Here is a 13,673-nt window from a genome sequence, read left to right on the forward strand (position 1 = left end):
AATACCATGCGTATTGCAGTAGTGGGCGGCGGCCCCGGCGGTCTGTACTTTTCGGCGCTGATGAAACAACTCGACCCAAACCACGAAGTGACGGTGTGGGAGCGCAATGCGCCCGACGACACTTTCGGCTTCGGAGTTGTCTTCAGCGACGAAACACTGGGCGGAATCGAACATGCCGACGTGGCAGTCTACGAGCAGATGGCTGAACAGTTCGCGCGCTGGGACGATATCGACGTCCACTACCGTGGAACCACCCTCACTTCCGGTGGGCAGGGCTTTGCGGCGATGTCACGCAAGGAACTCCTTCACATCCTTCAAGAGCGCTGCCGGGATCTCGACGTCGATCTCCGATTCCGAACCGTCGCACCACCGGTCGAGGACCTGAGTCGCGAATACGATCTTGTCCTCGCGTCCGACGGCATCAATTCCTCGATCCGCAATACGTATGCAGAAACCTTCAAGCCAACTCTCGACCCACGGAAAAGCAAGTTCATGTGGCTCGGAACTGACAAGGTATTCGAAGCCTTCAAGTTCTTCGTCAAGGAAACTCCACACGGCATCATGCAGATTCATGGATACCCGTTCAGCGATCAAGGCAGTACCTTCATCGTCGAAATGCACGAAGACGTTTGGAGGAAGGCAGGATTCGAGGCATTCGCCGCGGCGGAGTTCCGCCCTGGTGAGAACGACGAGAAGTCGATCGCGATGATCACCGAAATATTTGCCGATGTCCTGGACGGTCACAATGTCCTCGCCAACAACTCGAAGTGGATCAACTTCACAACGGTCCGGAACGAACACTGGCGCCACGAGAATGTCATCCTTCTCGGCGACGCGGCCCATACCGCGCACTTCTCCATCGGGTCCGGAACCAAACTGGCGATGGAAGATTCGCTGGCCCTCGCCGCATGTCTGCATGAGCACACCAGTCTGGAGTCCGGCCTCGAAGCCTACGAGATCGAGAGGCGACCCGTAGTCCTGTCGGTTCAGCGCGCCGCCCAGGCCAGCCTCGAATGGTTCGAGAACATCGACCAATACACGGGACAGAACGAACAGCAGTTCGCGTTCAACCTCATGACCCGTAGCCGCCGTATCACGTACGACAACCTCCGCCTGAGGGATCCAGCGTTTGTGGAGGCTATCGACGACTGGTACGCGGCCAACGAGATCGAGGCCGGACACACCGCCGAAACCACCTCGCGCCCACCGATGTTCCACCCGTACCAAATGCGCGGTCTCGAGCTGGAAAACCGCATCCTGGTCTCGGCCATGGACATGTATTCGGCCGTCGACGGCGTCCCCGGGGATTTCCATCTCGTCCACCTCGGCAGCAAAGCACTCGGGGGAGCCGGGTTGGTCATGACCGAGATGGTATGCGTCAGCCCCGAAGGGCGCATCACTCCCGGTTGCACCGGCCTGTACAACGCCGAGCAAGAAGAGTCGTGGCGGCGGATAGTCGACTTCGTTCACGAACAGTCCAACGCAAAGCTCGGTGTGCAACTCGGCCATTCGGGACGCAAAGGCTCAACAAAACTCATGTGGGAGGGTATCGACCAACCGCTCGAAGAAGGCAACTGGGACGTCGCAAGTGCCTCGGCATTGCCTTACTCCTCGGCCAACCAGGTTCCACGCGAAATCACCGTCGCCGAGATGGACACAGTGAAAGCGCAGTTCGTCGAGGCCGCACGCAGCGCAGATCGAGCCGGATTCGACCTCCTCGAACTGCACTGTGCACACGGTTACCTGCTGTCGTCGTTCCTGTCTCCCCTTTCCAACACACGTACCGACGCATACGGCGGAAGCTTCGAGAATCGGCTTCGCTTCCCGCTCAGTGTCTTTGACGCCATCCGCGCAGTCTGGCCAACAGAGAAGCCGATATCAGTACGTATATCCGCGGTCGATTGGGCAGAAGGCGGCAACACCATCGACGATTCTCTTCGTATCGCCGAGGCCTTTGCAGAGCACGGCGCCGATGTTCTCAACGTCTCCTCCGGGCAGATCGTCAAGGACGAAGCCCCTGCCTTCGGCCGCAGTTATCAGACGCCTTTTGCCGATAGCATCCGAAACACCGTCGGACGTAAACACGGTGTCGGAGTTATTGCAGTGGGTGCGATTTCGTCGCACGACGACGTCAACTCGGTACTACTCGCCGGCCGGGCAGACCTAGTGGCCCTCGGTCGCCCGCACTTGTACAACCCGGCCTGGACTCTGCATGCCGCAGCCGAGCAGGAGTACAGCGGTCCCGGAGTGTCCTGGCCCGACCCGTTCAAGGCGGGCAGCCGTAAACCGCCGAGCGGACGCACCGACGGCCCACCACCTCGATTGACTCTGATCCGAGACGGGGTATCCGAGACGCGGCACTCGCGTTGGACACCGCACGTACAGCGCACATGACGATGGTGGGTGCGAACACAAGTCGTGTTCGCACCCACCATTGTCTCCTGCGATCAGGATCCGGCGCGGATCCATTCTTCGAGATGCGGTGCCTCGGTACCGATCGTCGTGCCGTCGCCGTGACCAGTGTGGACCTTGGTCTCGGCGGGGAGCGCGAACAGCTTGTCGCGAATGGACCCGATGATGGTCGGGAAGTCGGAGTACGACCGCCCGGTAGCACCGGGACCACCGGAGAACAAGGTGTCGCCGCTGAACAGTTCGCCGGCTTCCGGCAGGTAGAGGCACGTCGACCCCGGGGAATGACCGGGTGTGTGGATGGCGAGAATGTCCGTGCCCGCCACAGTAATACGCTGATCGTCTTCCAAGGTCAGATGCTTCACTCCAGGGTGAGTCATCTCCCAGAGGACATCGTCGGCCGGGTTCAGGTAGATCGGAGCGTCGAGCTTCTCGGCCAGCTCGGGCGCAACGGTGACGTGATCGTTGTGGCCGTGGGTGCAGACGATTCCGACCACCTTGCGTCCACCGACGGCGTCGATGATCGGCTGCGCGGTGTGAGCTGCGTCGACGATCACGACTTCGTTGTCGTCACCGATCAGCCAGATGTTGTTGTCGACGTCCCACGTTCCCCCATCGAGGCTGAACGTGCCCGAAGTGACGACTCGATCCACACGCAACGTCACAGGACCACCACCGAACGGAGGACCTCGCCGCGGTGCATCGTCTCGAATGCCTTCTCCACCTCGTCGAGCTTGATGCGCTCGCTGACGAACTTCTCGAGCGGCAGACGCCCCTGCTGGTACAGGTCGACCAGAACGGGGAAGTCACGCTCGGGCAGACAATCGCCGTACCACGACGACTTGAGGGCTCCGCCGCGCGAGAAGAAGTCCACCAGAGGCATTTCCAGCTTCATGTCCGGCGTCGGAACTCCCACCAGCACTACGGTTCCTGCGAGGTCACGGGCGTAGAACGCCTGCTTCCACGTCTCCGGGCGGCCGACTGCGTCGACAACCACGTCGGCACCGAAACCTCCGGTCAGCTCCTGGACTGCTTCGACGACGTCGTCGACCTCGGTGGCATTGATCGTGTGCGTGGCGCCAAGTTCTGTGGCCCACTCCAGCTTTCGTGGATCGCGGTCGATCGCGATGATGGTGTTGGCACCGGCCAGGCGTGAACCCATAATCGCTGCGTCGCCGACGCCGCCGCAACCAATCACGGCAACCGAATCACCGCGTCCGACGTTGCCGGTGTTCATCGCGGCGCCCATGCCGGCCATGACGCCGCAACCGAGCAGTCCGACAACAGCCGGATCGGCCGAGGCGTCGACCTTGGTGCACTGGCCTTCGTGAACCAGCGTCTTGTCTGCGAATGCGCCGATGCCGAGTGCCGGTGTCAGTTCGGTGCCGTCTTCGAGCGTCATCTTCTGCTCGGCGTTGAAGGTGTCGAAGCAGTACTGCGGGCGACCGCGCTTACACGCGCGACACTGCCCGCACACGGCACGCCAGTTGAGGACGACGAAGTCGCCCACCTCGACATGAGTGACGCCGGGGCCGACGCTCTCGACGATGCCCGACGCCTCGTGCCCGAGCAGGAACGGGTACTCGTCGTTGATTCCGCCGTCGCGGTAGGTCAGGTCGGTGTGGCACACACCGCACGCTGCAACGGCGACCACTACCTCGTTGGCACCGGGATCGGGAATCGTGATGGGGACGATTTCGACGGGGGCACCCTTGGATCGGGCGATGACGCCGCGTACCTGCTGTGGCATGGCTTTGCTCCTGGCTTCGTGCGATTGAGGACGTGTCGTCACATTGCGCCGTGTTTTCACATTGCGATATGTGCACTCGTTGAAAGGTTAGCCCGAAGCAGGTGCCCGCAACCCTGGTCGAACTGACTGACCGACCTGGCCGAAAGGACTAGGGTGCAGGCTTCACGCCGGCCTCCGCGCCCGCGGCGGCCGCCGCACCTCGACTCTCGACGCCCAATTTCCGCAGGACCCCGGCAACATGAAACTTGATCGTGCTCTCACTGACGCCGAGTCGCTCCGAGATCGCCTTGTTGCGCCGTCCGGCCACCAGATGCTCGAGTACCTCGAACTCCCGCGGAGCCAGTTCCGTCAGGACGTCGCGGTTCGGTAGGGCGACGGGGGCGTCGAGAGGGATGGTTGCACTGATCCGGTTCCCCCACCCGGGCGTCGACTCGGATTCGACGTTTCCACCCAAAGTCTCTACCCTCGAACGCAATTGGCGTTCCACGTCAAGCACGTCGGCTTCACCGCCGCCGTCGTCGCGGATGTCGATCGAGAGCGAAGCCGCGTCGAGCGTCCAGGCCACCCGGATTCGCGAGAGCGTCTGCTGATCCGACAACGCCAAGACTGCGCCGCGGACGACCGCGCGGGCGCCGTGCGCCACTTCGCCGGGTAGCCCACGCCCGTCGACGGGTGGCTCCACCAATTCCAATGCGATTTCGCGATGCTTGAGCAGCGAACGCAATTCCCCACGCATCCGTGCAAAAGCCGTGGTGGTCGACTCCTCGGCCAACTCGCGATGCACGTCGACGGCTGAACGAAGGCCGATCAGGGCCGAGGCCGCAGTCTCCCTGGCCGAGGTTCGCGCACGTGTGTCGTCGAGATCGGCCGAGCGCAGCGTCGCCAGCATCGTTTCGAGGGTGGCCGCGTGCACCTCCGTCATCTCTGCCACGGTGCGCGCACGCTCGGACGACGCCGCCCGCGACTCGGCGAGATATGCGGGGCTCGCGTTCCGGACCTGGAGCTGGATTCCGGTTGCAGTCACTGCGAACAGCGCCTGGATCAATTCGAGAGATGCCGTTTTCACCGGTCCGGGGTGCGGCGTCAGAACGAGGAGCGTATCGGTTCGATCGAGCATCGCAAGCACTTCACGGTCCCGGCCGGCGATAGCGCACTTTCCCCGAAAGATTTGTCCGACAGTGAGATCTGTACGGATGCGGTCGAGTTCGGCGATGGTCACACGATCGACGACGGCTGGATCCCCGGCGACCTTGCGCGGCCTACCGGTGCACTCACGGGTGAAGATCACCAGGGAAGTGTGCGGCGCCATGTCCGCGATCAGCGTCGAGAATCGTCGGCCGATTTCGGGAAGTGGCCCCACCAACACGTCGCGAAGGGCGGTGATCAGTAGCGCGTTGTCGGTGGTGCTCACCGTTCAACGATAACCATCCGGTTCACTGATGCAGCGTGGTCTTCATGAGCATGACGTTGTAGTCGGACCAGGTGGTGGCGAGAAAGTAGAGGTCCTGCCCCTGCGACCAGGGGTGCATGTAGGCGCCGTAGAGCCCCGGAACCGCGTCGGTACCGATCACGACGTCCGGTGCACTCCACGGACCGGTCAGATCCGACGCCGTCCGCAGCACCAGGGCGCCCCACTCGTTGGAGTACATCGCGACGAACTTGCCGAGATAGTCGTTGTACTGCACCGACAGTTCGCTGACATCCCCGTCGAGAACTACTGCAGCGGCAGCGGGATTGTTGGGGACCCACGCTTTTCCGTCCCAGTATTCGTACGCCGCGACGTCCGCGATGGAGGCTTCCTTGACCCGCGAGAGGCGCCCCTCGCCGAAACGTCCGGCAGGGGTACCGAAGTTGTAGACGTAACCACCGTCTTTGACGAAGGAACCCATCTGGAAGTTGTCGTTACCCGTCAACGGCAGATTGGGCCGGGACGAGGCCGGTTCGATCTGCCAGGTCTCACCGTTGTCGTGCGAGGACGCGATCTGCGAGAAGTTGGTGACCCACTCGCCCGACCCTCCCCACGAACGAATCGACATGTAGTTGACGTATTGAACGCCGCCCACCGAGATACCCGTCGTCGGAATGCTGCTGGTTTCGACGCCGGTGACTTTCAGACTTCCGATGATCTCGCGAGAATGATTCGGCCGGTCGGTCGGCGAGGAGTCGATGTTCATGCCGTCGGACAGGTTTCCGTCCGAGCTACGGAACAGGACGTTGCTGCGCCAGTCACCGACCACCCCGGAGCACAGGGGGTCAGATCCGATTCCGACGGTGTCACCGAAAGCAGTCAGGACCTGACCTGCGCCGTTGTCCCACATGATGCCGAGATCCGTGCCGAGAACATTGAACCGCTCGACGGTTTGGTTGGGGCTGAGTGCGCCCGTGATGTATTCGACGGCGGACGTGCGCCCCTGCAGTTCCGGTAGTTTGCCGTCCGTGCCGTTGAGCCAGGGAATCGGATTGGTCGGCCCACCTGATTGATCCAAGCTGCCGGTGACGTTGCAATCCCACGGGGACGCATGCGCCTGGGTCGCTCCCAAGACCGCGGTCGACGCGAGTACACACGTCACTGCTGCTGTCGATATCTTCCGTATCCGGCGCATCGCTCCCCTTTCGCGGGGGAGATCCGGACTCTACGAGGTGTCTTGCTCGACCGGATCGGTTCATCCACCCACGAGAACACAAGGTAACAGGTAAATCGGTCAATCTAGACAAAACGGGCCTATTTGGTGGAGATGGATTCCAACCATTTCTCCATCACGGCTACGGCAATCTCGAGCCCCTGCGACTCGGCAGCACCCAACTGCTCCATGAAGATGCGCGGACCGTCCGCCCCCAACGAAGCATGCAGCGAATCGCGGTACTCGGCCAGTTCCATCCATTCGCGCGCCACCTCGGACGACGCTTCGAGGTGAAACTGAACGGCGTAACTCTGCTTGTACCGGAAAAGTTGATTCGGATACTTGGCAGAGCCGGCGAGCCTCACCGCGCCGTTCGGGATTTCGAAGGTGTCCGAATGCCATTGCATCGCAGGAAAAGTGGAGGGCAGACCTCCCCACACCGGATCTTGCCGCCCCTCGGCAGTCAAGGTGATCTCCTCGACTCCGACTTCGGGCACCGCGCCCGTGTAGACGCGAGCACCCAGCGCTGCGGCGAGCAACTGCGAACCCAGACACACTCCCCACACCGGGACGTCGCTCTCGACCAGATCGCGAATGTACTCGATCTCTGACGTCAGCCACTCGACCTCGCCTTGATCGCCGACGCCCATCGGCCCGCCCATCACGATCACGGCGTCGAACCGTCGATGGTCAGGAAGCGGGTCGGTTCCCAGAAGAACGGTCTGCACATCTCCGTAGCTCTCCAGGACGGGCGCATACGCCGCTGGGGGTTCGCACTGCGCGTGTCGTAGTTCCAGAAAATGCATGCCCGCGGTCCTTTCGCTCCCGATGCCGGCAAGCCTATGACCCTTTCCGCTGCCGGTCGCGGCGGCGTCACGCTTGACAACTACTTGCCATTTCCCGCACCCTAATCAACAAAATGTAGCATCCAATATATTGGATGCCAGAAGGGTGTACTTGTCACATGAGGATGGCCACGAGCGAACCCGTCATCGGAATACTCGGCGGGATGGGCCCCGCCGCTACTGCGGACTTCTACTCCAAACTCGTTGCCCTGACGCCAGGTTCGACGGATCAAGAGCACCCCAAAGTTGTCATCTGGGCCGATCCCACCGTTCCCGACCGGACTTTGGCACTCACCGAGAACGGCCCGGACCCCACCCCCTGGCTGATCCGAGGTGCGCGCGTCCTCCGAGAGTCGGGCGCTACGACGCTCGCCATTCCGTGCAATACCGCCCACGCCTTCCTGCCCGGCATCTCGTCCCAACTTGGGCTTCCCGTCGTCCACATGATCGACGAAGTTGCGCGGCACATTCGGACGCTTGCGCCCGCCGTCACGTCCGTCGGGCTATTGGCCACCACGGGGACGGTCCACACCGGGTTGTATCAACAATGGCTGTCGCAATACTCGATCGACGTCCTGGTGCCCGAACCGGCGATTCAGGACGATTTGGTGATGCCGGCGATCCGAGCGATCAAGAGCGGCAACCTCGGGGACGAGACCGCCGACAAACTCGTCAGGGCCGCTGATCTTCTCGCCGAATCGGGCGCGCAGGTCGTCGTGGCCGGATGCACCGAGATTCCGCTCGGACTGCCCGCCGACGCCACAACCTGTCAGATCATCGATCCGGCAACAATTCTCGCCCGCGCCCTACTCCGGCGGGTTGCGGATGCCCGGAAACACGCGTCACTGGCCGACCTGGGCTGACCTGCGACAAGCAACGTGCAGAGTACGATATCCAGTATGTTGCGTGGCGGTAAACCGGTTGAGCGAGCACGAATGAGCGACATCGCTCTCGAACGCATTCGCGAAGCGATCGTCACTGGCGAACTGGCACCGGGATCGAAGATCAAGGACAGCGAACTCGCCGAGTATCTGGGATTGAGCAGAACTCCGGTCCGCGAAGCGCTCGCGAGGCTGGTCGACACCGGACTCGTCGAAGCGAAACCCGGTGCGTACACACGCATCACCACCCTCGATCGCGGCGACGTCGAGGCAACACTCGCGGTCATCGAAGCTCTCGACCAACTGGCCGTCGTCACCGCCGTACCGAACCTCACCGACGAGATGATCGGGGCGATGCGCTCCGCCAACAAGGACTTCGCCGCCGCCGTCAAGCGAAACGACATAGGCCGAGCCCTGACCGCGGACGATCGCCTACACAGCGTCATCATCGACGCTGCTGCAAATCCACTGTTGAAGAAGCTGATCCACCAGGTTCACCCGCAAATTCACCGCATCTACTACCGCAAGTTCTCGAGCCTCCTCGGCAGCCAGGACTCCGTCGACCATCACAACAAGCTGATCGCCCTGTGCGCCGACCACGATGCCGAGGCAGCAGCGACGCTGTCGGCCGAACATCGACGCCATCTCGGTGGGCTGATCGGTGAACTCTTCGACGCTGACGAGTTCGCACTCTCGGATTGACCGTCCCCCGACTGCAAGTTTCGGCGCTTGCCTATATTGGCCATTGCCGATATAAATGACTGGTGCATGCGTTCGACGTTCTCGGAGACCCCGTTCGGCGACGAATCATGGAACTCCTGTCCGGCGGCGAGCGCTCGGCGGGTCAGATCGCCGAAGTCGTGGCAGCGGAGTTCGGGATCTCGCAACCGACCGCGTCCGGGCACTTGCGAGTGCTCCGAGAAAACGGATTCGCCACGGTCCGCAGCGAAGGCACCAGGCGTCTCTATGCCGTCGAGCCCGCGCCATTGCAGGAAGTGGACCAATGGCTCGACGGATTCCGGCAGTTCTGGAGCGGCCCTCTCGACGCACTGGCCACAGAACTCGCACGCGGGAAACGACGCGGCTCGAAGCGGAGCAGATCTTCACCATCGAATTCTTCCGACGAAGGAGACTCACAATGACCGAGATCGCTAACCAGGACACCAGCCTCACCGCGGTAGAGCGGAGCATGGGCAACCGCGACATCGCGGAAGGTGCGGCTCGAACAGCCGTACTCAAGCGCCGCTACGACGCCTCGGTCGCCGACGTCTGGAACGCCATCACCACCCCTGACCGGATCAACCGCTTCTTCCTGCCGGTGAGCGGAGACTTCCAGGTGGGCGGCTCGTACGCTTTCGAAGGCCAGGCAAGTGGCGAGATCCTGGCTTGCGACGCTCCACACCTGCTGCGACTGCAGTGGACCCCACCCGGCGATCGCGGATACAGCGATCAGGTCGAGATCCGGCTGACCGCAGACGGCCCCGACGCCACCTGGCTCGAGTTGGAGCACGCCTCCGTAGCCGACGTCTTCCGCAACGACCCGGACACTGGCTGCTACGGCGTCGGAACCGGATGGGAAGGCCCTCTTCACTACCTGGGCGAATACTTGCGCGGCACTCTCCCCGATGCGCCGAGCACCGAGTGGTACACCTTCGATGAAGCAGAGGAGCTTCGCCTCGCCAACTTCCGAGGGCGGGAGTGGGCAAAGATCGAGGCAGAGCACGACGGCCGGTAGCGCCCAATTCTTCGAAAACGGTCACAGGATGGCCGTTTGCTTTGTATCGTGACCGAGCTGGACGTATGTCCAGCAGTTTTGGTGGCTTTCTTTCGTGCCACAACTGCTTCGGTCCACGAGAAGAGAGCTCCACATGGCGCCACAACCCGTAGTCGACAACGCGGCAACGACGCGACGCACGCACATCATCCGGACAGTTCTCGCTGTCCTCGTCATCGCACCGCTGTCGATTGCGGCGTTCTACATGTGGGCACTGTGGGATCCGGGCGACACGGTCAACCGCTTGCCCGTCGCCATCGTCAACGCGGATGCGGGCACGGAACTCGACGGAACACGCCTGCAAGCCGGCGACGAAGTTGTTGCCGCGCTCGTCGAGAGCGGAGACGTCGCGTGGAAGGTAGTTTCCGAGCAGGAAGCCGCCGACGGCGTCAACGACGGCACCTATTACTTCTCGGTCGTCATTCCGAAGACTTTCAGCGCAGACGTGGCCAGTGCCGCATCGGGTTCAGGCCGCAAGGCCGAACTCGACGTTTTGTACAACGATTACAACAGTCTGGTCGCCGGCCCGGTCGGTGAAAGCATCATCGCTCAGGTGCGCTCGGCAGTCTCCGAGTCGATCGGCGAGCAGTCCATCGACCAAGTGCTGGTCGGGTTGGGCGAACTCGGAACAGGATTCGGTGAAGCAGCCGCGGGCGCGCAACAACTGTCCGACGGGTCCTCCGAGGCACTGGCCGGAACCAACGAGCTCTACGCCGGAAGCAAGGAACTCGCCACCGGCATGGGTGAAGCCAATCAGGGCGGCAAGGAGCTGGCCACCGGAGCCGGCGAGCTGGCCACTGGAGCTGGCGAGGCTGCTGCAGGTTCGAGCGAGTTGAGCAGCGGACTCAACCAGTTGGTCGGGGGCACCGACGAACTCGGCGCTGGAGCTCGTCAGATCAGCGAAGTGGTCGACATGGTCACCACCCCGGTACTCGACCTCGCGGGGTCCTCCGACGCCGTCGTCGGTCAGATCGATGCCCTCACCTCGATGCTTCGGAACTCGACCGATCCAGTCTCCGCCGGGCTCGTCGAAGCGCTCGGCGGACTGCGGGCCTCCCTGACCGCACAACCCTCGGACGACGACGTGATCGGTCAGCTCGGCCAGCTTCGCGACGGTGCGCGGGAGATCTCGCGGCAGCTCACCGACCCGAGCAGCGACTACCGTGGCGGGCTTCTTGCCGCGGCGGCCGGTGCGGGTGAACTCAACACGGGACTAGGCCAACTGTCCGACGGCGCAGGCCAACTCGCTACCGGCGCACAGGAACTCTCCACCGGCCTCGGGCAGTTGGACACCGGAAGTATTGCGCTCCGTGACGGTCTCGGGCAGCTATCGGCCGGCGTCGGCGAGCTCGACGCGGGCAGCGCAGAACTCGCCACCGGTTTGTCCGACGGCGCCGCCCAGGTGCCGCAGTTCACGGACGACGAACGCGCCACCACAGCCAATCTGCTCTCGTCCCCGGTTGCCGTCGACGCGCGGAACAACTATCCCGCAGCCGGTTTCGGGCCGGGAGCCGTCCCTGCCGTGATCTCGGTGGCACTGTTCCTGTGCGGAATTCTCACCTGGTTCGTTGTCCGCCCACGACGCGGACGTTCGCTGAACTCGCACACGAGTGTGGTGCGCGAGGGGCTGCGCCGCTACCGCATTCCCGCGCTGGTCACCTTGGTCGCGGCGCTCGTGTTGTCGGTGGTGTCACTGACCGTGGCACACGTCGAACCGCCGAGCGTCCTGGCGATGATCGCCGTGATGATCCTGGTGGGTGCCGCCGCGGTCAGCTCGGGCAGGCTCTTCACCGTTGTGTTCGGAGCCGTCAACGGAACCTTCATCGCCCTGGGCGCCTTGATGATTCAGATCTTCGCCTTCGGCGCGGTGTATCCCATCGAACAGATGCCGACCGTTCTGCAGTGGCTGCACGCCCTGATGCCACTGACCTGGGCGCGCAACGCCATGCGCATGGTCCTCGTCGGCTACTACGGCCCGAAATTCTGGGTGGCAGTATTCGCTCTGGCTGCCTTGGTGATCGGTGCCGTCCTGTTCACGATCTGGTGGCGCCGCCGACAAGAACCGCCGACAGACGCCGAGGACGACGCGCCGATCACCGAGGAGATCGTGTACCTCCAGCAAACGCAAGCGTGAGTCGGATCAGCGAACGAGCGTCGTACGCATCAACATGACGTTGTAGTCGGCCCACGTGGTGGCAAGGAAATACAGTTCCGAACCGCTGGACCACGGGTGGATGTAGGCAGCGTAGATACCGGGAACCTCGACCAGATTGACCAGTGTTTCCGGCGCTGTCCACGGACCGACAGGACTGGGCGCGGTACGCATCACGATCGAACTGAACGCGTCGGCGTACATCGCGACGAACTTGCCGAGGAACTCGTTGTACTGAACGGAGACCTCACCGATGCGGCCGTCTATGACGGGTACGGCCGCAGCTGGATCGGCGCGGATCCAGCCGTTTCCGTTCCAGTACTCGTAGGCGGACAGTTGAAGGATCGAATCCTCGGGGACGCGAGAAAGCCGAACCTCGCCGGATCGTCCCGCGGGGGTTCCGTAGTTGTAGACGAACCCGCCATCCTTCACCATCGAGCTCATCTGAAAGTTCTCACTACCGGCAACAGGACCTACACCGGCGGGAAGAACACCACCGATGTTGGGGCGCAGCGTTTCCGGATGCGTGGCCCACGTTTCGCCGTTGTCCGAGGAAGTGGCAATCTGTGAGTAGTTCGTGCTCCACTGCCCGGCCTCACCCCAGTTACGCACCGACATGTAGCTCAGATACTGCACACCGTTCACCGCAATGCCGCTGGTGGGGATACTGGACGCCTCGACGCCCGGAACCTTCAGACCGGCAATGATCTCGCGTGCCTGACCGGCGCCGTCCATCGGCGCGCTGTCGATGCGCATACCGTCGGCCAGCACCCGATCCGAGCTGCGGAAGAGTACATTGCTTCGCCACTCGCCCACCAAACCGTCGCAGGCGGGGTTGCGACTGAGCCCGGTGGTGTCACCGAAAGCGGTTAGAATCTGACCGGCACCGTTGTCCCACATGATGCCCAGATCCGTGCCCAGAACATTGAAGCGATCGACCGTCTTGTTGGGACTGTATGTCCCGGTGACTTTTTCGATCGCGGTAGTACGCCCGGACAGGCCCGGCAACCCTCCGGTGTTGCCGTTGAGCCACGGCGCCGCATTGGCCGGCCCTCCGGTACTGCCGACACCACTCACTCCGACGCATCCCGGCGCCGCCGTCGCCGGCGAAGCCACCGCCGTGACGGCAGCGGCCGCAATCGCAGCAACTGTTCCGAACACTCCCAACGATCTCCCCGCGCGAAACATGACTCCCCCAAGGCCGGGATTGTTGGTGTTGTCGTCGTCGTTCCCCCCCGAAC

General features: G+C 62.8%; 12 protein-coding genes. 6 read left to right on the forward strand and 6 right to left on the reverse strand.

What is annotated here, in order from left to right; genetic code table 11:
- Positions 1-6 precede the first annotated feature (6 nt).
- On the forward strand, positions 7-2,394 hold the full coding sequence (locus I7X09_RS17220) for a bifunctional salicylyl-CoA 5-hydroxylase/oxidoreductase (RefSeq protein WP_200313113.1): 2,388 nt from the start codon (positions 7-9) through the stop codon (positions 2,392-2,394).
- A gap of 53 nt (positions 2,395-2,447) precedes the next feature.
- Here the strand turns inward: I7X09_RS17220 and I7X09_RS17225 are convergent, their stop codons facing one another.
- From I7X09_RS17225 to I7X09_RS17245, 5 genes are all read right to left on the reverse strand, one after another.
- Complete coding sequence (locus I7X09_RS17225; protein ID WP_200313114.1) at positions 2,448-3,074, reverse strand: MBL fold metallo-hydrolase; 627 nt, start codon at positions 3,072-3,074, stop codon at positions 2,448-2,450.
- Complete coding sequence (locus I7X09_RS17230; RefSeq protein WP_200313115.1) at positions 3,071-4,159, reverse strand: S-(hydroxymethyl)mycothiol dehydrogenase; 1,089 nt, start codon at positions 4,157-4,159, stop codon at positions 3,071-3,073. Before I7X09_RS17230 ends, I7X09_RS17225 begins: the two co-directional genes overlap by 4 nt.
- Before the next feature lie 148 nt (positions 4,160-4,307).
- On the reverse strand, positions 4,308-5,570 hold the full coding sequence (locus I7X09_RS17235; RefSeq protein WP_200313116.1) for a helix-turn-helix transcriptional regulator: 1,263 nt from the start codon (positions 5,568-5,570) through the stop codon (positions 4,308-4,310).
- A 22-nt stretch (positions 5,571-5,592) separates the two neighbouring features.
- Entirely contained in the window at positions 5,593-6,762 is a 1,170-nt protein-coding gene (locus tag I7X09_RS17240; RefSeq protein WP_200313117.1) for a DUF4185 domain-containing protein, read from the reverse strand.
- 119 nt (positions 6,763-6,881) lie between these two features.
- Positions 6,882-7,586: a type 1 glutamine amidotransferase gene (locus I7X09_RS17245; protein ID WP_234036608.1), complete on the reverse strand. Its 705-nt coding sequence runs from the start codon at positions 7,584-7,586 to the stop codon at positions 6,882-6,884.
- Between the two features lie 158 nt (positions 7,587-7,744).
- Between I7X09_RS17245 and I7X09_RS17250 the strand changes: the two genes are divergently transcribed.
- From I7X09_RS17250 to I7X09_RS17270, 5 genes are all read left to right on the forward strand, one after another.
- Positions 7,745-8,488, forward strand: a complete 744-nt coding sequence (locus tag I7X09_RS17250; RefSeq protein WP_234036609.1) for an aspartate/glutamate racemase family protein — start codon at positions 7,745-7,747, stop codon at positions 8,486-8,488.
- Between the two features lie 36 nt (positions 8,489-8,524).
- On the forward strand, positions 8,525-9,208 hold the full coding sequence (locus I7X09_RS17255) for a GntR family transcriptional regulator (RefSeq protein ID WP_095972758.1): 684 nt from the start codon (positions 8,525-8,527) through the stop codon (positions 9,206-9,208).
- Positions 9,209-9,270: 62 nt separating this feature from the next.
- Positions 9,271-9,648, forward strand: a complete 378-nt coding sequence (locus tag I7X09_RS17260) for an ArsR/SmtB family transcription factor (protein ID WP_124568124.1) — start codon at positions 9,271-9,273, stop codon at positions 9,646-9,648.
- On the forward strand, positions 9,645-10,241 hold the full coding sequence (locus I7X09_RS17265; RefSeq protein WP_200313118.1) for an SRPBCC family protein: 597 nt from the start codon (positions 9,645-9,647) through the stop codon (positions 10,239-10,241). Before I7X09_RS17260 ends, I7X09_RS17265 begins: the two co-directional genes overlap by 4 nt.
- Before the next feature lie 133 nt (positions 10,242-10,374).
- Positions 10,375-12,414, forward strand: coding sequence for a YhgE/Pip domain-containing protein (locus I7X09_RS17270; protein ID WP_200313119.1), 2,040 nt, complete (start codon positions 10,375-10,377; stop codon positions 12,412-12,414).
- 6 nt (positions 12,415-12,420) lie between these two features.
- Here the strand turns inward: I7X09_RS17270 and I7X09_RS17275 are convergent, their stop codons facing one another.
- A complete protein-coding gene (locus tag I7X09_RS17275) occupies positions 12,421-13,620 on the reverse strand; it encodes a DUF4185 domain-containing protein (protein WP_200313120.1) in 1,200 nt (399 codons plus the stop codon).
- Between the last annotated feature and the right edge of the window lie 53 nt (positions 13,621-13,673).

This window comes from Rhodococcus sp. P-2 (genome assembly GCF_016598535.1).
Classification (GTDB): Bacteria; Actinomycetota; Actinomycetes; order Mycobacteriales; family Mycobacteriaceae; genus Rhodococcus_F; species Rhodococcus_F baikonurensis.

What these genes read in the sequence shown, in the direction of transcription:
- I7X09_RS17265 (WP_200313118.1), top strand. Translation starts at nt 9,645, where the DNA reads ATGACCGAGATCGCTAACCAGGACACCAGCCTCACCGCGGTAGAGCGG.
- I7X09_RS17270 (WP_200313119.1), top strand. Translation starts at nt 10,375, where the DNA reads ATGGCGCCACAACCCGTAGTCGACAACGCGGCAACGACGCGACGCACG.
- I7X09_RS17255 (WP_095972758.1), top strand. Translation starts at nt 8,525, where the DNA reads ATGTTGCGTGGCGGTAAACCGGTTGAGCGAGCACGAATGAGCGACATC.
- I7X09_RS17230 (WP_200313115.1), bottom strand. Translation starts at nt 4,159, where the DNA reads ATGCCACAGCAGGTACGCGGCGTCATCGCCCGATCCAAGGGTGCCCCC.
- I7X09_RS17220 (WP_200313113.1), top strand. Translation starts at nt 7, where the DNA reads ATGCGTATTGCAGTAGTGGGCGGCGGCCCCGGCGGTCTGTACTTTTCG.
- I7X09_RS17275 (WP_200313120.1), bottom strand. Translation starts at nt 13,620, where the DNA reads ATGTTTCGCGCGGGGAGATCGTTGGGAGTGTTCGGAACAGTTGCTGCG.
- I7X09_RS17240 (WP_200313117.1), bottom strand. Translation starts at nt 6,762, where the DNA reads ATGCGCCGGATACGGAAGATATCGACAGCAGCAGTGACGTGTGTACTC.
- I7X09_RS17245 (WP_234036608.1), bottom strand. Translation starts at nt 7,586, where the DNA reads ATGCATTTTCTGGAACTACGACACGCGCAGTGCGAACCCCCAGCGGCG.
- I7X09_RS17250 (WP_234036609.1), top strand. Translation starts at nt 7,745, where the DNA reads ATGAGGATGGCCACGAGCGAACCCGTCATCGGAATACTCGGCGGGATG.